The 19,614-nt window shown below is 66.3% G+C and carries 22 protein-coding genes and 1 riboswitch; of the genes, 6 read left to right on the top strand and 16 right to left on the bottom strand.

The window, feature by feature from the left end; all coding sequences use genetic code 11:
* The first annotated feature begins 4 nt into the window (after positions 1 to 4).
* The gene (locus tag ACSQ76_RS18050) at positions 5 to 706 is read left to right on the top strand and encodes a CbtA family protein (protein ID WP_437157639.1); all 702 of its coding nucleotides are present in this window, start codon (positions 5 to 7) and stop codon (positions 704 to 706) included.
* A gap of 73 nt (positions 707 to 779) precedes the next feature.
* A complete protein-coding gene (locus ACSQ76_RS18045) occupies positions 780 to 1,277 on the top strand; it encodes a hypothetical protein (protein WP_437157638.1) in 498 nt (165 codons plus the stop codon).
* Here ACSQ76_RS18045 and ACSQ76_RS18040 read toward each other — a convergent pair.
* The 14 genes from ACSQ76_RS18040 to ACSQ76_RS17975 form a co-directional block, all read right to left on the bottom strand.
* Positions 1,261 to 1,635: a DUF1636 family protein gene (locus tag ACSQ76_RS18040; RefSeq protein WP_437158231.1), complete on the bottom strand. Its 375-nt coding sequence runs from the start codon at positions 1,633 to 1,635 to the stop codon at positions 1,261 to 1,263. The genes ACSQ76_RS18045 and ACSQ76_RS18040 overlap by 17 nt on opposite strands.
* 18 nt (positions 1,636 to 1,653) lie before the next feature.
* Positions 1,654 to 2,655, bottom strand: a complete 1,002-nt coding sequence (locus tag ACSQ76_RS18035; protein ID WP_437157637.1) for a DUF6925 family protein — start codon at positions 2,653 to 2,655, stop codon at positions 1,654 to 1,656.
* Entirely contained in the window at positions 2,642 to 3,304 is a 663-nt protein-coding gene (locus ACSQ76_RS18030; RefSeq protein ID WP_437157636.1) for an adenosylcobinamide amidohydrolase, read from the bottom strand. Before ACSQ76_RS18030 ends, ACSQ76_RS18035 begins: the two co-directional genes overlap by 14 nt.
* Positions 3,304 to 4,059: an ABC transporter ATP-binding protein gene (locus tag ACSQ76_RS18025; protein WP_437157635.1), complete on the bottom strand. Its 756-nt coding sequence runs from the start codon at positions 4,057 to 4,059 to the stop codon at positions 3,304 to 3,306. Before ACSQ76_RS18025 ends, ACSQ76_RS18030 begins: the two co-directional genes overlap by 1 nt.
* Complete coding sequence (locus ACSQ76_RS18020; RefSeq protein ID WP_437157634.1) at positions 4,056 to 5,039, bottom strand: FecCD family ABC transporter permease; 984 nt, start codon at positions 5,037 to 5,039, stop codon at positions 4,056 to 4,058. Before ACSQ76_RS18020 ends, ACSQ76_RS18025 begins: the two co-directional genes overlap by 4 nt.
* The gene (locus ACSQ76_RS18015) at positions 5,036 to 5,890 is read right to left on the bottom strand and encodes an ABC transporter substrate-binding protein (RefSeq protein ID WP_437157633.1); all 855 of its coding nucleotides are present in this window, start codon (positions 5,888 to 5,890) and stop codon (positions 5,036 to 5,038) included. The genes ACSQ76_RS18020 and ACSQ76_RS18015 overlap by 4 nt, the downstream gene beginning before the upstream one ends.
* A 1-nt stretch (position 5,891) precedes the next feature.
* Positions 5,892 to 7,838 (bottom strand): TonB-dependent receptor plug domain-containing protein, encoded by a 1,947-nt coding sequence (locus tag ACSQ76_RS18010; RefSeq protein WP_437157632.1) that lies wholly within the window; start codon positions 7,836 to 7,838, stop codon positions 5,892 to 5,894.
* 125 nt (positions 7,839 to 7,963) lie between these two features.
* Positions 7,964 to 8,174: riboswitch (cobalamin riboswitch) on the bottom strand.
* Positions 8,175 to 8,222: 48 nt separating this feature from the next.
* Positions 8,223 to 9,347: a hypothetical protein gene (locus ACSQ76_RS18005; protein ID WP_437157631.1), complete on the bottom strand. Its 1,125-nt coding sequence runs from the start codon at positions 9,345 to 9,347 to the stop codon at positions 8,223 to 8,225.
* Between the two features lie 73 nt (positions 9,348 to 9,420).
* Complete coding sequence (locus tag ACSQ76_RS18000) at positions 9,421 to 10,074, bottom strand: hypothetical protein (protein ID WP_437157630.1); 654 nt, start codon at positions 10,072 to 10,074, stop codon at positions 9,421 to 9,423.
* Positions 10,071 to 11,006, bottom strand: a complete 936-nt coding sequence (locus tag ACSQ76_RS17995) for a vWA domain-containing protein (protein WP_437157629.1) — start codon at positions 11,004 to 11,006, stop codon at positions 10,071 to 10,073. The genes ACSQ76_RS18000 and ACSQ76_RS17995 overlap by 4 nt, the downstream gene beginning before the upstream one ends.
* Positions 11,003 to 11,959 (bottom strand): VWA domain-containing protein, encoded by a 957-nt coding sequence (locus ACSQ76_RS17990; RefSeq protein ID WP_437157628.1) that lies wholly within the window; start codon positions 11,957 to 11,959, stop codon positions 11,003 to 11,005. The genes ACSQ76_RS17995 and ACSQ76_RS17990 overlap by 4 nt, the downstream gene beginning before the upstream one ends.
* A complete protein-coding gene (locus ACSQ76_RS17985; protein ID WP_437157627.1) occupies positions 11,956 to 12,324 on the bottom strand; it encodes a hypothetical protein in 369 nt (122 codons plus the stop codon). The genes ACSQ76_RS17990 and ACSQ76_RS17985 overlap by 4 nt, the downstream gene beginning before the upstream one ends.
* A complete protein-coding gene (locus ACSQ76_RS17980) occupies positions 12,321 to 13,166 on the bottom strand; it encodes a DUF58 domain-containing protein (RefSeq protein WP_437157626.1) in 846 nt (281 codons plus the stop codon). Before ACSQ76_RS17980 ends, ACSQ76_RS17985 begins: the two co-directional genes overlap by 4 nt.
* Positions 13,163 to 14,146, bottom strand: coding sequence for an AAA family ATPase (locus ACSQ76_RS17975; protein ID WP_437157625.1), 984 nt, complete (start codon positions 14,144 to 14,146; stop codon positions 13,163 to 13,165). Before ACSQ76_RS17975 ends, ACSQ76_RS17980 begins: the two co-directional genes overlap by 4 nt.
* Before the next feature lie 152 nt (positions 14,147 to 14,298).
* Here ACSQ76_RS17975 and ACSQ76_RS17970 point away from each other — a divergent pair, with 152 nt between their 5' ends.
* The 3 genes from ACSQ76_RS17970 to ACSQ76_RS17960 all read left to right on the top strand — a co-directional run bounded on the left by ACSQ76_RS17970 (position 14,299) and on the right by ACSQ76_RS17960 (position 17,318).
* A complete protein-coding gene (locus ACSQ76_RS17970; RefSeq protein WP_437157624.1) occupies positions 14,299 to 15,636 on the top strand; it encodes a histidine kinase in 1,338 nt (445 codons plus the stop codon).
* The gene (locus ACSQ76_RS17965; protein WP_437157623.1) at positions 15,633 to 16,289 is read left to right on the top strand and encodes a response regulator transcription factor; all 657 of its coding nucleotides are present in this window, start codon (positions 15,633 to 15,635) and stop codon (positions 16,287 to 16,289) included. Before ACSQ76_RS17970 ends, ACSQ76_RS17965 begins: the two co-directional genes overlap by 4 nt.
* Positions 16,290 to 16,409: 120 nt before the next feature.
* Complete coding sequence (locus tag ACSQ76_RS17960) at positions 16,410 to 17,318, top strand: LysR family transcriptional regulator (RefSeq protein ID WP_437157622.1); 909 nt, start codon at positions 16,410 to 16,412, stop codon at positions 17,316 to 17,318.
* Positions 17,319 to 17,330: 12 nt separating this feature from the next.
* Here ACSQ76_RS17960 and ACSQ76_RS17955 read toward each other — a convergent pair whose 3' ends face one another.
* A complete protein-coding gene (locus tag ACSQ76_RS17955; protein ID WP_437157621.1) occupies positions 17,331 to 18,236 on the bottom strand; it encodes a LysR family transcriptional regulator in 906 nt (301 codons plus the stop codon).
* A gap of 99 nt (positions 18,237 to 18,335) precedes the next feature.
* Between ACSQ76_RS17955 and wrbA the strand changes: the two genes are divergently transcribed.
* Complete coding sequence (gene wrbA / locus ACSQ76_RS17950) at positions 18,336 to 18,959, top strand: NAD(P)H:quinone oxidoreductase (protein WP_437157620.1); 624 nt, start codon at positions 18,336 to 18,338, stop codon at positions 18,957 to 18,959.
* Positions 18,960 to 18,999: 40 nt separating this feature from the next.
* Here the strand turns inward: wrbA and ACSQ76_RS17945 are convergent, their stop codons facing one another.
* A complete protein-coding gene (locus ACSQ76_RS17945) occupies positions 19,000 to 19,479 on the bottom strand; it encodes an Lrp/AsnC family transcriptional regulator (RefSeq protein ID WP_306130019.1) in 480 nt (159 codons plus the stop codon).
* Positions 19,480 to 19,614 lie beyond the last annotated feature (135 nt).

Genomic DNA, 19,614 nt, shown 5'->3' with positions numbered 1-19,614 from the left:
ACCGATGTTCACGCGTCTGCTGACCAGCGCCCTGTTCGCTGGCGCTGCCGCAGGGTTGATTATCGCCCTGTTGCAGCTCTTTTTCGTGCAGCCGGTCCTGCTTCATGCCGAGCTTTATGAAGGCGGTGATCTGGTGCATTTCGGCACCGACTCGACCGTTTCGGCCACGCCGGAGCTGCCTGGCTTCGATGCCGTGCGGGATGGTTTGAGCATCATCTTCACGATGCTGATCTATTCCGGTTACGCGATGATCCTGGTGGCGCTGATGTCGCTGGCCGAGACCCGTGGTGCGGCGATCAACGCGCGGACGGGCCTGGTCTGGGGTGTTGCCGGGTTCGTGGCGGTGCACCTGGCGCCGGGCTTTACCCTCGCGCCGGAGGTTCCGGGCGTGGCCGCGGCGGATGTCTACGAACGCCAGATATGGTGGTTTGCGACCGTGCTGACGGCAGCGATCGCCATGTGGCTGATCGCGTTCAGCCGGAGCTGGGCCGGGTGGGGTGCCGCCGTGGTGCTGTTGCTGGCGCCGCATGTCATCGGTGCGCCCGAGCCCGAGGTCTTTACCGGGCCCGTTCCGACCGAGATCGGCGCCCTGTTCGCGTCGCGCGCACTTGGGATCGGATTGGCGGCCTGGGTCATGCTGGGGGCTTTCGCGGGTTTCTTCTGGTCGCGCGAAAGCGAAGCGACGGGCCAGGCGCAGACCGTCTGACACCGGCATATCATATCCCGGGCGCGTGCCGTGCGCGCCCGCTTTCTTTTCAAGCCTGAGGTCGGATTCGCCAATGGACCGTTCCATTCCAATGCTTCTGATCGGCCTCGTTTTCGGCGGGGGCATCGGGTTTACGGTCGCCGCGGCGAACGGTGTCGCCCTTGACGGTCATGATCATGGCGACCCGGCCCATCATGGCGGTCATGAGCAGCACGCCGGGGCGGCCATGCACGACCACGGCGACATGTTGTCGGTTCCGGCGGGCGCCGATGCGCCAAAGCTGGAGATCGAGGTGACGCCTGATCCGTCTGCCGGCTGGAACCTGCATATCATGACCGAGAATTTTCGGTTCTCGCCGGAAAATGCCAGCCGCGACCATGTTCCGGGCGAAGGACATGCCCATGTCTATGCCAACGGCGTCAAGCTGGCCCGGGTCTATGGTCCCTGGGTGCATCTGGACACCCTGCCCGAAGGCGAGGTGGAACTGGAGGTGGCGTTGAACAGCAACGACCATCGGCCTTTGGCCGTGGACGGTGCTCCGGTTGCGCAGACCGTCACGCTTGGCAACTGAGCGCGGGGACGCGGCCCACCAGACAGAACCGAAGCCTGCCGCAGGGCTGGGCGTCCTCGATCCAACCGTCCGGGGCGGCGAGGTAGGCGCGCAAGGTTGCGACGATATCCGCAGCGTCCTTCACCGGGTCGACCCCGTTGAAGAAATAGGTGGCCCGGCCCGGGCCCTGCATGGCCATTGAAACCGGGCTGGCGCAGCCGTTCATGCACCCGCGTTCGACGATACTCACCGCGTCTGACAGGCCTGAGGCCGCCAGTTCCTCGTGCAGGGGCGCAAGGTCCAAGGGGCCGCAGTTCTGACAGAAATGGACGGTGGCGGCGGGGTCATCCGGTGTCTTGCATTGCTTACAGGCTTCGATGCATACAGATCCCAGCCTTCAGTGTCCCGGATTTTCCGGGTCGGCATCCGCATCGCCGCGGTCGAAAGCGACCGCCCAAGCGTTCAGCAGGGCGCTGTCGCCGTGCTGGCGGCGCCATTGGCGGATCGCGTTGCGCAGACCGGCCCGGGCCACGCGGGTGTCGGCTTCGACCCAGGTTTCGGGTTCACGTGCCTCGCGGAGCGCGGTCCACACGCGCTGTTTCTGGTCGACGTAGTCCGTTGGGCCCCAATCGGACAGCAGCGCCTGGAAGGCCGCGAATGAAGTCTCGTCAAAGTCCTGGTCCTCGCCGAGGCGTCCCATGACGGGACTGTTCGGGTGAAAGCCGCAGCAGGGTACCCAGCCGTCGGGAATGGGCGTGTTGGCGGAATGGGTCCGGTTGGCACGTAACAGCTTGGGCAGCACATGGGTGTGCGGCCCCTCGGGCGAGGTGCCGCCTGTGTCCGGTCCGCCGATCATCTGGTAGACCTCGACCCGGCCCAGGCGGGTGAGGGCCACGCGATGCGGATGCGCCTTGAGGATCGCACCCATTGCCGGGTTGTCCTGCTCGAATAGCGAGCGACCGGCGTTCGCGCGGAGAGTCTCGAGCAACGCGGGATCGGCTGTGCGGATGCAGAAATCGACCTGCGGCTGGGCGAGGCCCATGTCGAAGATGACCGCCTCTCGGTCTTCCTCGCGGATCGCATCGGTGTCGGGGCCGAGTTCGGTCAGAACCTCGCGCCGGTTCATCGAAGCGACGTCTTCGGGCAGGCAGAGCGAGACCGCCTGCGTCCAGCGGTGGGATTTGGGGCTGAGCGTCTCGTAGGCGACGGGCCGGACGCCCTCCAGCGTGTCGATACGGATGCCGCCGCGCGATGTGACCTGCTGCAATGCCGATGCTTCGGACGCCGGGGGATCGCCCACCACGTGGTGAAATTCTGCAATCGCGCCGAAAGAGCCCATGTTCCAGCCCGCGTTTGGGTCGTTCAGCCCTTCCTTCAGTACCGATTCAAGATGTTGCATCGAACATTTCTCCTCTTGTGGCCAACCATTGGCGTGCGCCGTCCAGAACGGCGGAATAGACGGCGCGGCCCGTGGCTTCGCCGATTTCGGTGTGAAGGCCGGCATAGCGTGCCCGCCCCGGCAGTGCCGCGATGGCAAGGCAATCGGTTCCGGTCCCGGTGGCGCGCCCCGGCGCGAGAGGCATGTCCACGCCCATCACAGCAGCCGTACGCGCCTGAATCGCGATGCTCATGGTCTCGATAAGGGCGGCTTCGGCAAGACGGCGGTTGAGACGGAGTGCTATGTTGATGGTGCCCCAGTGTTCGCCTTCGGGAGCGGTCCTGTGCCCCACGCGCTCGGCATTGCTGAGACCGACGGTCGCGACGGCCTGCGCCTCTGTCGCGCCGGCGGTGGCGACGGCGTGGGTGAAGCTGCGAACATCGCGGGAGGTCAGAAAGGCCACGGCATCCTCGGCGTTTCGCGCGGCAAGCTCGGCTTGCAGCCAATCATGGGCCTCAAGGTCCGGTGTCAGGTCCGCGTCGCGCACTTCGCGCCAGACGATGCATCGCGCCTGAACGAGGCCGGGCCTGTGGACGGCCCAGCTCAGCACCTGCATCTCCTGTCCGAGGTCGAAGTCCAGCCAGGGGCGATGGAGCGAGACGCCGTTCATCACAGCACCTCGAGCGGTTGGAACACGAAGCCGCTGTCGGTGTCCTGAAACCATGCGGTGACGCCGAAAATGTCGGCAAGGCGTTGGTCGGTCAGGACATCGGCGGGATTGCCGTCCGCGACGAGGCCCTTGTTGCCCAGCATGACCAGACGGGTGCAGTGACGGGCGGCAAGCCCGAGGTCATGCAGCGACACCAGGGAGGATTTGCCGGTCCGTGCCAGCGCCGCGAAGGTCTGCATGGTGGAAATCTGGTGGGCGGGATCCAGCCCGGCAATCGGCTCGTCGGCGACAAGCAGCGGAGTTTCCTGTGCCAGCGCCCGGGCGATCAGCACGCGGGCCTGTTCGCCGCCCGAAAGCTGCGTGGCATCTCGGTGGCGAAACTCGGTCAGCTCCATCCAGTCGAGTGCGTCGTCGACGGCCTTGCGGTCTTGGGTGCCCGGGTTCTGGATAGAATTGAGATAGGGTGTGCGGCCCAGCATCACCACGGTTTCCACGGTCACCGGCCAGGCGATCTCGCGTGCCTGGGGCATCCAGGCGGCTTGCCTGGCGCGGGCGTTCTCCGACAGCGTGGCGAGGTTGCTGGAGCCGGTGAAGGACAGCAGGCCGAGCGCGGCCCGCATCAGGGTGGTCTTGCCCGCGCCATTGGGGCCGATGAGGCCGACGAACTCGCCTGTCCCGATCTCGAAACTGACGTCGCGCAGCACCTCGCGGTTGCGCAAGGCGACGGTGAGGCCCTCGACGGACAGAAGGGTCATATCCGTTCCTTTCGCAGCTTCAGGATGAGATGCAGGAACAAGGGCGCGCCGACAAGGGCGGTCAGCACGCCAAGCTTCAGGTCGCGGGCGGGCAGGATGACCCGCACGGCGATGTCGGCGGCCAGAACCATGGTCGCGCCGCCAAGCGCCGAGGCCCAGAGCAGGCGCGAGGGATGCGCCCCGACCAGGGGGCGCAGGAGGTGCGGGACCACGAGGCCGACAAAGCCGATGGCGCCCGCGACGGCCGTGCCCGCGCCGACGACGCAGGCGGTGCCGAGCACCAGCAACAGGCGCAGGCGGACAAGGCGGATGCCCATGGCCGCCGCGGCGTCCTCGCCCAGCGTCATCGCGTCGAGGCCACGCCCCAGGCCGGCCAGAAGGGCAAAGCCCACGGCCATGAAGGGCAGGGCGAGCCAGACATGTGTCATCGAGCGGTCGGTGAGCGAGCCCATCATCCAGAAGACGATTTCATTCGCGGCGAAGGGGTTGGGCGAGAGGTTGAGCACCAGAGAGGTCAGCGCCCCGGCCAGGGCAGAGACCGCGATGCCGGCCAGGATCAGGGTCAGGGACGTGCCGCGCGGGCCGGCCAGTGACATGACCAGGATCACGCCCAGCAAGGCGCCCGTGAGCGCGGCCATGGGAAGGCCGAGCACGAACGCCCCCGCGAGCCCGGTATGGATCGCCAGCACAGCCCCGAGCGCGGCAGAGCCGGAGACGCCGATCAGGCCGGGCTCTGCCAGCGGATTGCGCAGGTAGCCCTGCATTGCCGCCCCGGCCAGCCCGAGGCTGCCTCCGATGAGCACGGCGAGGATGGCGCGCGGCAGACGCACCTCGCGCATCACCAGCGTCAGGGGGCCGCCATCGCCCAGGAAAAGCGCCGACAGGCTTTGCCGGATGCCTATGCCCGCGGGGCCGATCAGAAGCGAGGCGGCAAAGAGCGCGACGACCACCAGCAGGAGCGAGAGGAACAGTGCCTTCATTGCTGGCTCCCGAAGAGGGCTTCGCGATCGGCGGCAAGCTCCTCGATGGCACGCAGCACGTATGGCGTGCCGCAGACCCAGTCGCGATCGGTGATGCTGGCCCGTTCGCCCGTCCGGCGCAGCGTTTCGATGACGGGGTGGTTCATGATCGCCTCGGCGCGGGACTCGCCGGGATAGGGCTGCGAGGTGATCACCAGATCGGGGTTCGTGACCGCCAGCACCTCGAGCGGGATCTTCATGCCCGATCCGTATCCGGCCTCTGCCGCGGCGTTGGCAAAACCCGCCGTGGTCAGGATCTGGCCCGCCAGCGTCTGTTCCCCCGAGGTGTAGCCGTTGGCGTAGTAAAGCACCGCACGGGGCCGCTGCGCCACGTCGGCCCGCAGGTTGGCCAGACGCGTGTCGAAGTCCGACACCATGGCCAGTGCCTTTTCCTCACGGTGCAGCACCTCACCCATCTGCAGGATGAGATCGCGCACATCGTCAAGCGACGAGGCGGGATCGAACACGACGACCGGGATACCCAGCCGGCGCAGCATTTCCACGGTGGCGCGGGCCGAATAGGCACCCGCGATCACCAGGTCAGGCTGCATCAGGTAGACCTCTTCGGCGAGACCGTGATTTATGACGTACTCTTGTGCCTCCTCTGCCATGGCCGAGGAGCGGGCGTCCGCCGCGATATAGGTCACCGAATGCAGCTGACCAGGCTCTGCCAGCATCATGGCCAGCTGATCGGTGCAGAGGTTCATGGAGACGACGCGGCGCGGCGCCTCGGCCACGACCGGACTGGCCCCGCACAGCAAGGCTGCGAGGGTCAGTCCGGCAAGAGCCTTGGGCAGGCGCCGCGACTTCATCTCAGAAGGTCGCCGTCAGACCGACGAACGCCGTGCGGCCGGGGGTCTCGAAGCCGAGGACCTCCTGGTATTTTTCGTCGGTCAGGTTCTCGATCCGGCCATAGATCTCGACGCTGTCGGTCACTTGGTGCCGCAGGCCGACATTGACAAGCGTGTAATCGGGCAGGGTCACCGCTACGGATGGGTTGGGAAATGGCGGGAAGAACGAGTCGACATTGTTCGCCACGTGCTGCACGTCCATGCTGAAGCGCGTGCGGTCATCCGGGAAATCGTAGCCAAGCTGCAAGAGCACCTCGTGTTCCGGGCGGCGAACCTCGGTGCTGCCGTTGGGGTTCTCGGCATCCAGCCACGTATAGTTCAGCCCGAGGTCGAGCCGCGCGTTGACCTGCCAGGTCGCACCGATTTCCACGCCCCGGCGGTCACTTTTGCCGGCCTGGTTGAAAGGAGTCAGGCTACCGGTTCCCGGATCGACGGTGGACGAGATCTCGTTGGTCAGCTCGTCATCGAAATAGGTGACGTCGATAAGGCCACGGCCGCCCAGGAACTGTTGCTCGACGCCGATATCCCAGCCTTCGCTCTGCTCGGGTTCCAGGTTGGGGTTGCCGATGAAGTTGTTGGAAAAGCCGAACTGTTCGAACATGGTGGGGTTCTGGACGCCGGTGCCGTAGGAAGCATGCAGTCGCGTGGTCCGGTTGGGCAACATGTATGACACACCGACGGCGTAGGTCGCGAAATCCTCGAACTCGTCATTGAAATCATGCCGCACGCTGGCCTGCACATCAAGACTGTCGGTCAGGTTGCCCTGGTATTCCGCCACGAGAGCGGTCTGCTCGCGCGTCTGCTTGATCAGCTGGCTGGGTGCGAAGACGAAGGCGGGGTTGTTGTTGACGAAGGTCTCCCGCTCCCACTCGGCGCCGAGGGTCAGGATGTGACGGGCGGTATCGACCGTGCCGCCATCCAGCGCGACGCTGCCCTTGTAGCTGATCTTGTGCCGTGTCTCTGTCGTGTCGCCCGACTGCGCGCCGGTGCCGTTGAAATGATCGGTCTGGATGTCCGCGAAGGACAGGTCGAGGCGGTTCCGGAAACGTCCGCCGAACGTGTCGAGCACGGCGTAGATCGAACCGAAGGTTTCAGAGACGTCAGAACCGGAAAGGTCATCGACGAGGATCTGTCCGGCAGGTGTGAGCGCCGTGTAGATCTGACCGTCAAGGTCCGAGTCGCTTTTCACGTGCCGCAGCGTGCCGCCGAAGGTCAGCGTCTCGGTCGCGTAATACTGAACGTTGAGGTTGTAGGTTTCATTGAGATCGCCGTCGTCCTCGCCGTTCAGGCCGGACACGTCATAGCCGCCGGTATCCCGGCGCGTCGCGGAAAAGCTGAGCGCCAGTTTGTCCGTGCGTTGCCGCAAGGCCAGGCTGACTTGCGTCGTTTCGTCGGTGCCGATCTCGAACCCGGCCTGCCCGCTGAAACCCGGCTCGGTCGCGCGCTTGGTGGTGATCGAGATCACGCCGCCGATGGCGTTCGAGCCGTAAAGCGAGGATTGTGGCCCGCGCAGGACCTCGATGCGCTCGATATCGGCGCTGAGAAGGCCACTGAAATCGTATTCGCCCTGGCTGGGCGAGGCCACCTTGACGCCATCAATGATGACCAGCGTGTGGTTGCCCTCGTGGCCGCGCATACGGACCTGGGTCAGGCCGCCGGCGGGGCCGGTCCGCGAGACGGAAACGCCCGGCAGTGAGCGGATGAGATCGACGGCGTATCTTGAGCCGCGATCCTCGATATCCTGTTCGGTCAGAACCGTCCCGGCGCGGCCGTAGGCGCTGCCTTCGATCGGGGTCAGGCCGCCGGAGACAAAGATCGTCCCGAGGTCATAGGGCGTGTCCTGCGCAATGGCGGGCTGGGTGAAAAGGGCAGTGGATGCCGCAAGTGCGGCTTTGAATGAGCGTGACATGGCATGCCCCTCCGGATCTCGCTTGACGCGATGGCTGTTGGTTTGGCCTTTGGAGGGGTGACTCCGCAGACGGTGATGACGTCACCGCTACGGAAAGTCCGTTGTCGAAACGCGCCCCGCGTTTGGACAGGGTGATCACCTCGGCAGGTCTCCTGACTTGCGGGTCAACACTTGGCCGGGTCTTCCCATCATGCACAGCATGACAGTGACATGGTCCGGCTTCGCTCTCCGCCTACAGTTGCGGGGGCAGTTGCGGAATGGACGCCTTGGGCGTCGCACCGCATTCCCTATTATCCCGCCGGCAAACCACCGGGAACCGAAGTGAGTCGATGCGTAAAGGATGGAAAGGTTCGAGAAAAGATAAAACTTGAAGACTGGAAACTTTTACATGCCGACGTGGCGGGAAGAGGTACGCAATCTTTCCTCGATGTCGCGCAGAACCGACCTGAGATCCAGGGCAGGGTGTGCACTCTTGCTGCCGAACAGAAAGATATCAACCGGGCGCAGGGCGATGTGATCCCTCGTCAACGGCGTTACGGTTTCGCTGGACAGAAGGTGGGCCGCAAGGGCGCGAAACCGCGGAATATCTTCGGTCGCGGCGTATTTCCGCAGTCGGCGCAGCTGTTTCTTCAAATGCAACTTGCGGCGCAGGGCGAGGGTGGCGGATGACGCCCCCGACCGGCCTCGGAGCGCCAACAGGACAACGATCATCGTGGCCCCGGAAAAAACCGCGATGTGCGCTTGGCCGACGCCGATGTCCTTGCGCCAGCCGGCCGCGGCGTTGTCGCCAAAGTTTGCATAGCCGATGGGTGCCGCGGGCAGTTTCGCGACACGCGCCGTGCGGGCCTCCGTGTCGAAATAGGGAATCGTGACCTCTGGCAGCACGCCGGGCTCTCCGGTGATGGGGCGCAGTTTCCAGACCCAGACCAGGGTCGTGACAGGACCCTGCGAGGTGACCTGGAAGTCGCGCTCCTCCGGCGGGGTGAAGGTGATCAGCCACGGCTCGCGCAAGGCGGGTTGTTGTGGCATCATCTCGGGCGTGGCGCCGAGCGCGCGGAGCACGACCCGGCGCGTTACGCCTTGTCCGTCCTCTAGCTGCGCCGCGTCGGCGTCCCACGTGTCTGAGACTTCCAGCGCGCGGACGGGGAACCATGTCTCTTCGGCGCCTGCGGGTTTTTCAACCACCTCGATGCGCACCGGTTCGGATCGGACAAGCACGGTTTCGCGTTGTCCGCTGTCGCCGGGGACCTCCAGTTCATGCACGATAGGCAGGAGCTCCAGCGTTCCGGCGCGCTTGGGAAAGAACGCGATCCGCCGCTCGAACACCCGCGACATGCGCCCGTCGACGCGCTGGTCGGTCCATTCGTCCTGGCCCAGCCGCGTCCAATCGAAATCTGTCATGCTGCGCAGCTTCAATTCCTCGTTGGTGATGGTCTCGCGATAGATCCCGCGGATGGTGGCAAGGATCATCTCGCCCTCCATCGGGGCTTCGTCGCGTGGGTCGAGCACCAGTTCGAGGCTCAGCGTCTCGTGCTCCTGTGCGGCCAGGGGGTGGCGAGCAACAGCAGGAGTACCAGGATTCTCACCATCGGCTGGGCTCCTCTCGATGGGCCTCGCCGTCCTTGCGCCGGCGTTCCATCTCGGCGGCGATGCGGCCCTTGAGATAGGCCCCAGGCGCATCGGCCAGCGAATCGAGCCAGCCCATATCCGCCGCCGCCGTCCGCTCGCCGGTGACCGAGCGTTTCAGGCTGGCACGCTTTGGGTCGCGTTCCGCCGCCTGAATGGGCCGCGCGGGGGCGTCGGGATCGAAGGCCGCGGTTTCGACGCCGCCTTGGGACAGGATCGTCTCGATGCGTCCGTGACCGCGCGCTTCGCCGATCACGGGCTCGATCAGGGCCGCAACGACCCGGCGGTTGTGCTGCGCGTCGGCATCGTAGCGGTCGGCGAAGAGCACGGCATCAAAATAGGCGACCGACAGGCTGTAGTCGCCTGTCGCGGCCAGGGTCATGCCCCGGTTGTAGGTGGCGCTGCGGCCGATCTGGGCGAAAACGGCGTCGGCCTCGGCATAGCGTCCGGCCTGGAAGAGTGCCGCGCCGCGCGCGCCGGGGTTTTCGATCAGGGGCAGGGCAAGCGCGGGATGGCCCGCGCGACAGATCAGCTTTGCCCAGGCCTCGGGGCCCGCTGCGATGGCGCAGAACAAAGCGGCGGCAAGGATCGACAGCGAACCGCGGCTCATGCTTCATCCCTTCTGCGCAAGAGGAAAGCCAGTGGCAGCAACGCGAAGGCCAGCAGCCACCGGCCCTGATCGGCGTAGCGCAGGTTTCGCAGGGTGGAGTCCGACGCGACTGCTCCCTGACGCTCGGACAGGATCTTTTCGACGGTGGCGATATCTGTGGCGTCCGCGATCATGCCGCCGCCCGCCGAAACGATGGCGGCCAACCCGTCGCGATCAGGCGGCGGCATCCCGTAGGGTGGCTCGTCAGGCGGGACGAAGACGGCCGAGACGCGTATTCCCTCGGCGGCCATCTGGCGGGCACGGTCCAGCGCCTCGGGGCCGGCACCGCCGCCGTCGGAGACCAGCACGACATCCGGATACGCCGCCGCGGCGTCGGTCAGGGTCTGGCGAGCGAGGTCGAGTGCGCGGTCGGGACGGCTGCCGCCGACCGGCATCGTCTGGCTGTCGGCCACGGCGATGACCGTTTGCAGGGCGGCCGGATCCTCGGTCGGTACGCTGACCAGGAAACTTTCGGCGGAATAGACGGCCATGGCGACGGGCCGCGTGCCGTGACGGTCGATCAGGCGCGATACGGCGGCCTGCGCGTCGTCGAACCCGCCGCCCTCGGTGACCGAGGGCGAAAGGTCCATCAGGATCATCACAGCGTCGAGGTTTCGCAGCACCGGCGCGTCCGGGTCTCGCGTGGCAGGGCCGGCCAGTGCCAAGGCGGTCAGCCCGCCTGCCATGGCCAGCAACCACGGGTCGATAGTGCGGCGCCCGTCCGATACATGCCCCCGCTTGCGCAGCGCCGAGAGCAGTTCGGGGTCGATCACCCGGCGCCACCGATCCAGCCCGCGGGCGGCCCAGGCGACGGCGCCGCCGGCCAGCAAGGCCAGCGGAATGCCGATCAGCCACAGCGGGCGCAGCAGCACGAACTCCCAGCCGTCCGTCATGCCGCCTCCCGCGCCTGCAGCCCGAGCGCCGTGGCCAGCAACGCGAGTGCCGCGCTGGCCAGCCATGGCCAATATTCCTGCCAGCCCCGAACCGGCGGCGAGTCGGCCAGGCTCGGTTCAAGCCGGTCGATGGCTTCGGTCACCGCCAGGAGGTCCTCGGTGCTGCGCACGCGGAAGGTTTTGCCATCTGCGGCCGCGGCAATGAGGCGCAATGTTTCGCTGTCCACCGCGTCGCGCGTCTCCGGGGCGGTCTCGAGGTCGGCGGGACCGAGCGCGATGGTATAGACCCGTACGCCCAGCGTCTTGGCGGTGGTGGCGGCGGCAACGGGATCGACCGCGCCGGTCGTGTCCTGCCCGTCCGACAGCAGCACGATGACGCGGCTTTCGGCCTCGCGCTCGCGCAGGCGTCGAAGCGCGAGGCCAAGACCGTCGGCGATGGCCGTGGCCTTGCCCGAAACCCCGATCTGGGCAGTTTCGATCACCTGTGCGACGGCGGACACATCATGTGTCAGGGCCGCCGCCACATAGGCCCGGTCGCCGAAGACGACCAACCCGACACGGTCACCCGTGCGGCCGCGGACAAAGCGGGCGCCCACGTCCTGCACCGCTGCCAGGCGTGACACCTGCGCGCCGTTCAGGGCGAAGTCCTCACGCTCCATCGAGCCGGAAAGGTCGAGCGCAAGGACGATATCGCGCCCCGAGGCCGGCACAACATCGAGAATGCACTCCACGCGCGGGCCGGTCAGGGCGGCGACCAGCAAGACCCAAGCGAGGATCAGCAGGGTTGTGTGCGCATGGCGCCGAGCCGGAGACGTGTCGGTGGGCCGGAATGTCTCTGCGATGGCCGGTGGCAGGCTTATCGCACCTTCCGCGATCCGGCGCTTTGGCAGAATGCGAAACAGCAGAAGTGGCAGCACCAGCAGCAGCGCCGCCCAGGGGGCTGCGAAACTCATTGGCGCGGGCCTTTCGCGGCGGCGATGATGGCGGCTTCCAGCGGGGCCGGGTCGAACCGGCGGCGCGGGTTATAGAGCGCCTGGCCCAGCCCGTCGGGAGGCGTGCCGCCATGGTCCAGCAGGAGCTGCGTGAGACCTGCAAGCCGGGCCTGCGGTGCGGCACCGGACAAACCGGCGATGGCGGCGCGGGCGGCCTCGGCCGGTCGTGTCTTGCGCACCGTTGCGAACCGGGCGATCCGTGCAATCAAAAGCCCCGCAACCAGACCGAGGGCCGCAGCCGCCATCGCGTCCTGAAGGCCGAAGCGGGCAAAGCTTTCGGGTATGCGGACATCGGCTAAGTGGGCGGTCAGGTCCTCGGGTGTCATGCGGCCTCCGGAAGTACCGGGTCTGCCGCGTTTACGATCCGGTGGGGGATGCACCGGGCTGCAAGGTGGTCGGCTGAGACGGAGGTGCCGAACCGGCCGCGGGTGATGCGCCCGCAGATAAGTGCCGCAAAGCGCCCGGTTGGTGGTGTGGCCTCCACGCTGTCGCGGATCAGCAGGAGTTCGAGCGGGCATTTCTGCATCAGGGCCGCCGCCGCCCTGCCGAAATCCGCGCCGGGCGCGTCAAGCCCGGTTGCGATCTTTACAGCCGTGCCGGGCGCTGCACGGGCGGAGATTGCCTCGAGGAGCACCGCGAGGCTGTCATAGCCGGCCTCCGGCGCATCGAGTGCGGCGGCATGGGCGCATGAGAACGCGCCCGCTGCGCGCAGCATTGCCGTTTCGCGCGGGCGCGGGGCCAGCATCTCGATGGCGCTGCCGGTGACGATCATCGCGCCCACGCGCCCGCCGGCCAGCACCGCGCGCCAGCCCTCCACCGCCAGCGCCTCTGCGGCGGCGACCGAGCGGAAACGCCCGCGGGTGCCCCAGAGCATTGGCGGGCGAAAATCGGCGACCAGAAGCAGGGTGTGCTCCACTTCCTCGTGGCGGCTGCGAACCTGGGGCCGCCCGCTGCGCGCCGTGGCGGCCGGATCGATCCGGCGCAGGTCGTCACCGTCCTGAAACGGGCGCAGGTCGAAGAGATCGCCGCCCTCGCCGCGGCGCGGACCGGAGAGACCACCCGCGAGCCCGTGGGAGAGACCGGGCGGGTGTTTGCCCGCGACGAGGCCGCCGATCGCGACGAGACGGTCGAGTGAGACCTCCGCCCCCGATGCTCGGGGCAGGCTCATAGCGGCGCCACACCGGCGAGGATCTCGGAAAGGATCGTGCGGGCCGTGTGGCCTTCGGCCTGTGCCCGCCATGTCGGCGCCATGCGGTGGCAGAGCACATCGGGCGCCAGGGCCGCGACGTCTTCGGGCACCGCATAGTCGCGACCGTGCAGCCAGGCACGGGCACGGGCGCTCGACGCCAGGGCAAGCGTGCCGCGCGGGCTGACCGCGTGGCGGATCCGGTCGGTCACGTCAATGGTCTCGTTCGCGCGGCGCGTCGCCATGACCAGCGCTACTATGTATTGCTTCAAGGCGGGCGACAGGTGGACCTGAAGCACGTCTTCCTGCATGGCGGCGAGCGTCGCGTGATCCAGCGTTGGTGCTTCGCGCCCGGCATGGCTGCGCAGTTCCGCCTCGACAAGGTCGAGAATTTCCATCTCGGCGGCCTCATCGGGCAGGTCCAGCATGACATGCATCAGGAACCGGTCAAGCTGCGCCTCGGGCAGGGGAAAGGTGCCTTCCTGCTCCAGCGGGTTCTGCGTGGCGATGACCATGAAAGGGTCGGGCAGGGCACGGGTCTGGCCACCGGCGGTGACCTGGCCTTCGCCCATCGCCTCGAGCAGCGCGGATTGCACCTTGGGCGGCGCGCGGTTGATCTCGTCGACCAGGACAAGATTGTGAAAGACCGGGCCGGGCAGGAAATCCATCGTGCCGCTGTCCTGCCGGTAGATCTGTGTGCCGGTGACGTCAGACGGCATCAGGTCGGGCGTGCACTGGATGCGGGAAAAGCTGCCCTCGACCCCCTCGGCCAGCCGCCGCACCGAGCGGGTCTTTGCAAGGCCCGGCGCGCCTTCGATCAGGACGTGCCCGTCGGTCAGGAGCGCGATCAACAGCCGTTCCACCAGCGCGGCGTGGCCCACGAGGCCGAGTTCCATACGAGCCGCCAGCAACGCCGCGGGGTCTGCCCGAGTGCCTGTCGTCCTGTCTGCGATATCCTCCATCGGCTCCTCCTTTTGCCCGTGACACAGAAACATGGGCGGGACATGCAAAGAAGATCTTGCTGACCTTTTCGGCGCATGTCGGGCAAATTGCCCGAGACATGACGGCCGGTTTGCCCGATCCTCGGGTGCAGTACATTTCGGGAGGGAATGACATGAGCCTTCGGTTCCGACTGGTTCTGACGCTCTGGCTGGTGACGGCGCTGGCCGGGGCGATCACCCTTGGCCTGGCAGCAGCAGATGCATACCGGAGCGCCCGCAGCGATACCCAGACGACGCTGACGCGGGCCAGCTATGTGCTGGAGCGGAACTATCACATGGAGCCGCGCGTGGGCGACCCGCTCTATGCCGAGATGACGTCGATCAAGCTTCTCGGCGTGATGGCCCCGGGCACCTGCATCCGGTTCGACCAACGGATGATCTCGGAGCGGCGGCTATGTGCCGGCTGGCAGGTCTTTGGGCAGATCGCGCCCGGCTGGTTCCGCGACCTGTCCGAACGCGTTTTCGAGCCGCCCGCGCCGGTCGCGCGGTCCGGATCGGCGTCACAAAGCGGCGCGTTCCGTGTCGAGGCAACCTTCGATCCGGTGGCCGCCGCGACGCTGGCCTGGCAGCGCACACGGCTGGCCCTGTGGCAGACACTGGCGATGGCGGCAGGCGTGCTGATTTTGGGCTCTTTCGCGATTGTCTGGCGCCTGGGGCCGGTGCGCGGCATCGTCGCCGGGCTAGACCGGCTGGCCCACGGCGACCTCGATGCGCGGGTCGAACTGGGTGGCGCGCGCGAGTTCGGCCAGATAGCGCAGGCCGTCAATCATTTGGCCGAGCGCCTGAGAGCCAGCGCCGAGCGGAGCCGTGCGCTGACCCGCAAGCTGATCGAGGTCGAGGACGTGGAGCGGCGCCAACTGGCGCGCGACCTTCATGACGAGTTCGGTCAGACGCTCACCGCGACGGCCGCGCTTGCCGCTTCGATGCGCTATGCCGCCTCGGGGGACCGCCCCGATATCGAGCGCGACGCGGAGGCCGTCGGTGATAATATCCGCAACATGATGGATTGCCTGCGCGGGGCGTTCGCGCGTCTGCGACCGCCGGATCTGGAGGAGGTCGGCCTGGCCGCCAGCCTGCGCACGATGCTGGGCGGGTGGGAAAAGCAGCGCGGCACCCGCCTGACGCTCGATTGTGACCTGGACGAAGGCGGGATGACGGATGCCGTGGCGCTGGATCTCTACCGTATCGTTCAGGAATGCGTGACGAACGCGATGCGGCATGGCGCACCGGAACATGTTCGCGTGATGCTGCGGCAGGTGGAGGGAAGCATCACGCTTACCGTCGAGGACGATGGAGGCGGGACGCTGGCCCGGGAGCGGCCGGGTCATGGCATCCTCGGCATCACCGAGCGGACGGCGGCCATGGGCGGGCGATTGAACATGCAGCAGACGGTAGACGGCGTCAGGGTCGACGTGACCGTTCCCGGCGCGATCATGCGAAGCGCCGCATGACCGAGCATCGCATCATGATCGTCGATGACCACCCGGTCGTACGCGAGGGGTATCGCCGGCTGATCGACCTGCAACCGGGCCTGCGCATTGTATCCGAGGCCGAAGACGCGCGTAGCGCCTACATCCGTTTCCGGGAGACGAAGCCGGACGTGGTGGTGATGGACGTGACCTTGCCCGGGGCAAGCGGCATCGAGGCGATCCGCCATATCCGCCAGTTCGATGAGACCGCCCGAGTGGTGGTTTTCACGATGCACCAGGGATCGGCCTTTGCATTGAAGTCTGTCGAGGCCGGGGCGGCGGGGTATGTCACCAAGAGCAGCGATCCGGCGAACCTGATAAACGCTATCCTGGGGGTGCTGGAGGGGCGGACCGTGATCTCGCCGGATGTGATCGAGTCTATCGCGCAGGACCGGATTGCCGGGGCCGGCATCGGCCTTGACGAGCTGAGTACACGCCAGACCGAGATCCTGCGCCTGCTGGCAAGCGGCTGGCCCGCGGAGAAGATTGCCGACGCCCTGTCGATCAGCCTCAAGACGGTGCGCAACAACCACTACCAGATCAAGAGCGTCCTGGGGCTGGAAACCGACGCGCAGATGGTCTGGTTCGCGCTGAAGGCAGGGCTGGTGGACGGGTCGAAGGACGCCCAAAGCTAGCTTCGGATAATGCCGGGCCAAGGCCTACGGTGGATACTGGTGCGTCACCGAAAATTAAGCTTTTGACGCCGTTTTGACACTAGGGATAAATTGAGTCGTCGAATTACGAAATTCGGGACAATGAAAAACTATAAACTGACCGACTTCGATGCCGTGCTCGCAATCAGCCGCAGAGGGACATTCCGGGCCGCGGCACTCGATTTGGGGATGTCGACGAGTGCTCTCAGCAATGCGGTCTCCAAGCTGGAAGGGCAGTTGGGGGTGCGCCTGTTCAATCGCACGACGCGCAGTGTCTCGCTGACCGAGGCGGGGCACAGATTCGTCGATCAGGTCAGCCCGGCAGTGCGGGATATCCATCAGGCGTTGGACACGGTCCGGTCGCAACAGGAGACGCCTTCCGGCACCTTGCGCATCAACACCTTCGTCACTGCCGCGCAGGAAATTCTTGCGCCGCTGATCCTGGAGTTTCTGAATCGGTTTCCGGAGGTTCAGATCGATCTCGTGACCGAGGGGAGCCTTGTGGACATCGTGGCGGACGGGTTTGATTTCGGGGTGCGCAGCAAGACGCTCGTGCCGTCGGACATGATCGCGATTCCGCTGGGGCCCGCGCGCCGACACGCCGTCGTGGCCGCGCCGTCCTATTTCGCGAACCGGGATGTCCCGCGCGTTCCGGCTGACCTGAAGGCGCATACCTGTATCCGCGTCCGCCTGCCGAACGGTGCGCTGTATCGCTGGCAGTTCGAATCCGAAGGCCAGCCAGTGCATGTGGAGGTGGACGGGCCACTGACCCTGGATGAGGCCAGCCTGGCGCGCACAGCGGTCCTCGATGGTGTGGGCATCGGGTATTTCATGGAGTCGAACGTGCGCGAAGATATCGCGGCGGGCCGGCTGGTGCGGATCCTCGATGACTGGACCCCGCCGATTGCGCCGCTGTGCCTGTATTACCCCAGCCGGCGCAACCCACCGGCCGCGTTCAAGGTGTTCGTCGACCTTGCGCGCGAGTTGGCGCGCTCGGCGCGGGCTGTGTGAAGAGTGGCCGGGCTATCGCCGGAACGGGGCGATGGCGAAGGCGCGGGCAAGGTGGTCGATGAAGGCGCGAAGCGCCGAGGCCCTAGCGGTGTCGCGCGAGAACACGGCGTAGATTGTGCCCTCGACCGTCGAGATGTCCGGCAAGACACGCATCAGGTGGCCGGCTGCAATATCCGGCATACAGGCATGTTCGGGCAGCAGGGCGACGCCCAGCCCCCTGATCGCGGCGTGCCGCAAGGTGGCGATGTCGCTGGTGACAAGCCGCGGAGAGACGTCAATTGTGTGGGGTGTGCCAGCCCGGTCGAAAAGCGCCCATTCGCGGCTGTCGCCGGGCAGGCACAGGGTGGGGACAGTCTGCAAGTCCCGAGGCGTCAGCAGATGGCTCGTACCGGCAAGGGACGGCGCGGCAACAAGGATGCCACGCGACACGCCGAGCCGCCGCACGACATGCGAGGCGCCGGCCTCGACCTGCGACCGCGCGCGGATCGTGATATCCACATCGTCCCTGACGAGGTCGAGCGGGCCCGCCATCGCGACCAGTTCGATCCGGACCCTGGGAAAGTCGGTGAGGAAATCGGCGATGACTTCATCCAGCAGATCATCCAACAGCCCTGGCGGACAGCCGACGCGGATGCGGCCCGAGGGCCCGTCGCTGTCGCTGGCTGCAAGCCTTGCCGCGTCGAACGCGTCGACCATCGTCTTGCCGTGATCCGCAACGATACGTCCGATTTCGGTGGGTCGCATGTTGCGCGTCGTTCGCTCCAGCAGGCGCACGCCAAGATCCTGTTCGAGCCGGGCGATGGCCTTGCTTAGGGTGCTTTTGGGTATGCCGAGGTCCCGCGCTGCGGCGGCAAACGAGCCTTTGTCGACGACTTTCCTGAAGCGGGCCAGGTCATCGAGGCTGGGCGTTTTCGGCATGTGATTGTCCATCCGGGCAGACAGTGAAACGAAATTCCACTCTATAGTGGCGACGGTTGCGCGCGCATAGCTTTCCTTTCTCAACAAGAGGAAAGCGACATGACAGAACAAGAACCCGTCCGGCTGGCAATCGTCTATTACAGCAGTACCGGCAACACCTACACGATAGCACGGGAAATCGCCGCAGGCGCCGAAGCACGCGGCGCCGCGGTCAGGATACGGCGGGTTGCGGAACTGGCGCCTGACGCGGCGATCGATGCGAACCCGGCGTGGCGGAAACACCTCGAGGCCACGCGCGAGGTTCCCGTGGCGACTCACGAGGACCTGGAATGGGCGGACGGTTTCGTTTTCGGCACGCCGACGCGTTTCGGACTGCCGGCCGCGCAGTTGAAGCAGTTCCTGGACACCTGCGGCGGTCTGTGGATGAACGGGGCGCTGACGGACAAGGTCGTCAGTGCATTCACCGGGGCCGGTAACGTTCACGGTGGACAGGAATCCACCCTGCTTGCGCTGCATAACGTGTTCTACCACTGGGGCGGGATCATGGTGCCTCCGGGGTATACCGATCCGGCGATCCATGCGGCCGGCGGGAATCCTTACGGCACCAGCTTCACCGACGGGCAGGGCGCGGCGCTTCCCCAGACGACGTTGCAAGCGGCGCGGCACCAGGGGGCGCGGATGGCCACATGGGCGCAGGCGGCGCGACGGGTCAGGGCAGGGTGAGAGCGCAAGGGCGGTCCGGGGGCATGGCCCCCGGACTCGGTCAGAACGCCAGAGGTGCGTTGTCCTTGACTTCCTTCAACACGAAGAAGGTACGAATCTGGCGGACGCCCGGCAGGGTGATGAGTTTGCGGCCGTGCAACAGGTTGAACCCTTCCATGTCGCGCGTCCTGATCTTCAGAAGATAATCGAAGTCTCCGGCGACAAGGTTGCAGTCCAGGACCTCTTTCATCCCTCCGACAGCCTCTTCGAACTCGGAAAAGCTCTCGGGTGTGGAGCGGTCTAGCACGACGCCGACCATCACGAGCGTGCCCAGCCCCACGCTGGCCGGTGCGATCTGCGCGCGGACGGACGAGATGTACTTCTGTTCGATCAGGCGCTGGGTGCGGCGGTGGCATGTCGCGGCACTCACGTTCACCAGTTGGGCCAGGTCGGAGTTGGGCACGCGGGCGTCTTTCTGCAGCGCGCGCAGGATGTTTCGATCGATCCGGTCGAGGTCCGGACTGATGGGATCTTCCGGCATTCTATGCCCTTTTGCGGCTTTCAGGCGCTCTTGTGCACCTTTCTGGGTCATCTAAGACACAGATCGGGTGTGGGTGAAAGCGTGCTGTGGGCGCCTCGCCGCGTGTGGCGCGCGCAAACCGGGGGCGAAGTCGGC

It is taken from the genome of Roseovarius sp. B08 (assembly GCF_051417955.1).
Taxonomy (GTDB): Bacteria; Pseudomonadota; Alphaproteobacteria; order Rhodobacterales; family Rhodobacteraceae; genus Roseovarius.
This window is presented reverse-complemented; position numbering and strand designations above follow the sequence as displayed.

Coding starts and splice junctions, on each gene's coding strand:
- ACSQ76_RS18050 (WP_437157639.1), top strand. CDS start 5: ATGTTCACGCGTCTGCTGACCAGCGCCCTGTTCGCTGGCGCTGCCGCA.
- ACSQ76_RS18045 (WP_437157638.1), top strand. CDS start 780: ATGGACCGTTCCATTCCAATGCTTCTGATCGGCCTCGTTTTCGGCGGG.
- ACSQ76_RS18035 (WP_437157637.1), bottom strand. CDS start 2,655: ATGCAACATCTTGAATCGGTACTGAAGGAAGGGCTGAACGACCCAAAC.
- ACSQ76_RS18030 (WP_437157636.1), bottom strand. CDS start 3,304: ATGAACGGCGTCTCGCTCCATCGCCCCTGGCTGGACTTCGACCTCGGA.
- ACSQ76_RS18025 (WP_437157635.1), bottom strand. CDS start 4,059: ATGACCCTTCTGTCCGTCGAGGGCCTCACCGTCGCCTTGCGCAACCGC.
- ACSQ76_RS18020 (WP_437157634.1), bottom strand. CDS start 5,039: ATGAAGGCACTGTTCCTCTCGCTCCTGCTGGTGGTCGTCGCGCTCTTT.
- ACSQ76_RS18015 (WP_437157633.1), bottom strand. CDS start 5,890: ATGAAGTCGCGGCGCCTGCCCAAGGCTCTTGCCGGACTGACCCTCGCA.
- ACSQ76_RS18010 (WP_437157632.1), bottom strand. CDS start 7,838: ATGTCACGCTCATTCAAAGCCGCACTTGCGGCATCCACTGCCCTTTTC.
- ACSQ76_RS18000 (WP_437157630.1), bottom strand. CDS start 10,074: ATGAGCCGCGGTTCGCTGTCGATCCTTGCCGCCGCTTTGTTCTGCGCC.
- ACSQ76_RS17995 (WP_437157629.1), bottom strand. CDS start 11,006: ATGACGGACGGCTGGGAGTTCGTGCTGCTGCGCCCGCTGTGGCTGATC.
- ACSQ76_RS17990 (WP_437157628.1), bottom strand. CDS start 11,959: ATGAGTTTCGCAGCCCCCTGGGCGGCGCTGCTGCTGGTGCTGCCACTT.
- ACSQ76_RS17985 (WP_437157627.1), bottom strand. CDS start 12,324: ATGACACCCGAGGACCTGACCGCCCACTTAGCCGATGTCCGCATACCC.
- ACSQ76_RS17980 (WP_437157626.1), bottom strand. CDS start 13,166: ATGAGCCTGCCCCGAGCATCGGGGGCGGAGGTCTCACTCGACCGTCTC.
- ACSQ76_RS17975 (WP_437157625.1), bottom strand. CDS start 14,146: ATGGAGGATATCGCAGACAGGACGACAGGCACTCGGGCAGACCCCGCG.
- ACSQ76_RS17970 (WP_437157624.1), top strand. CDS start 14,299: ATGAGCCTTCGGTTCCGACTGGTTCTGACGCTCTGGCTGGTGACGGCG.
- ACSQ76_RS17965 (WP_437157623.1), top strand. CDS start 15,633: ATGACCGAGCATCGCATCATGATCGTCGATGACCACCCGGTCGTACGC.
- ACSQ76_RS17960 (WP_437157622.1), top strand. CDS start 16,410: ATGAAAAACTATAAACTGACCGACTTCGATGCCGTGCTCGCAATCAGC.
- ACSQ76_RS17955 (WP_437157621.1), bottom strand. CDS start 18,236: ATGCCGAAAACGCCCAGCCTCGATGACCTGGCCCGCTTCAGGAAAGTC.
- wrbA (WP_437157620.1), top strand. CDS start 18,336: ATGACAGAACAAGAACCCGTCCGGCTGGCAATCGTCTATTACAGCAGT.
- ACSQ76_RS17945 (WP_306130019.1), bottom strand. CDS start 19,479: ATGCCGGAAGATCCCATCAGTCCGGACCTCGACCGGATCGATCGAAAC.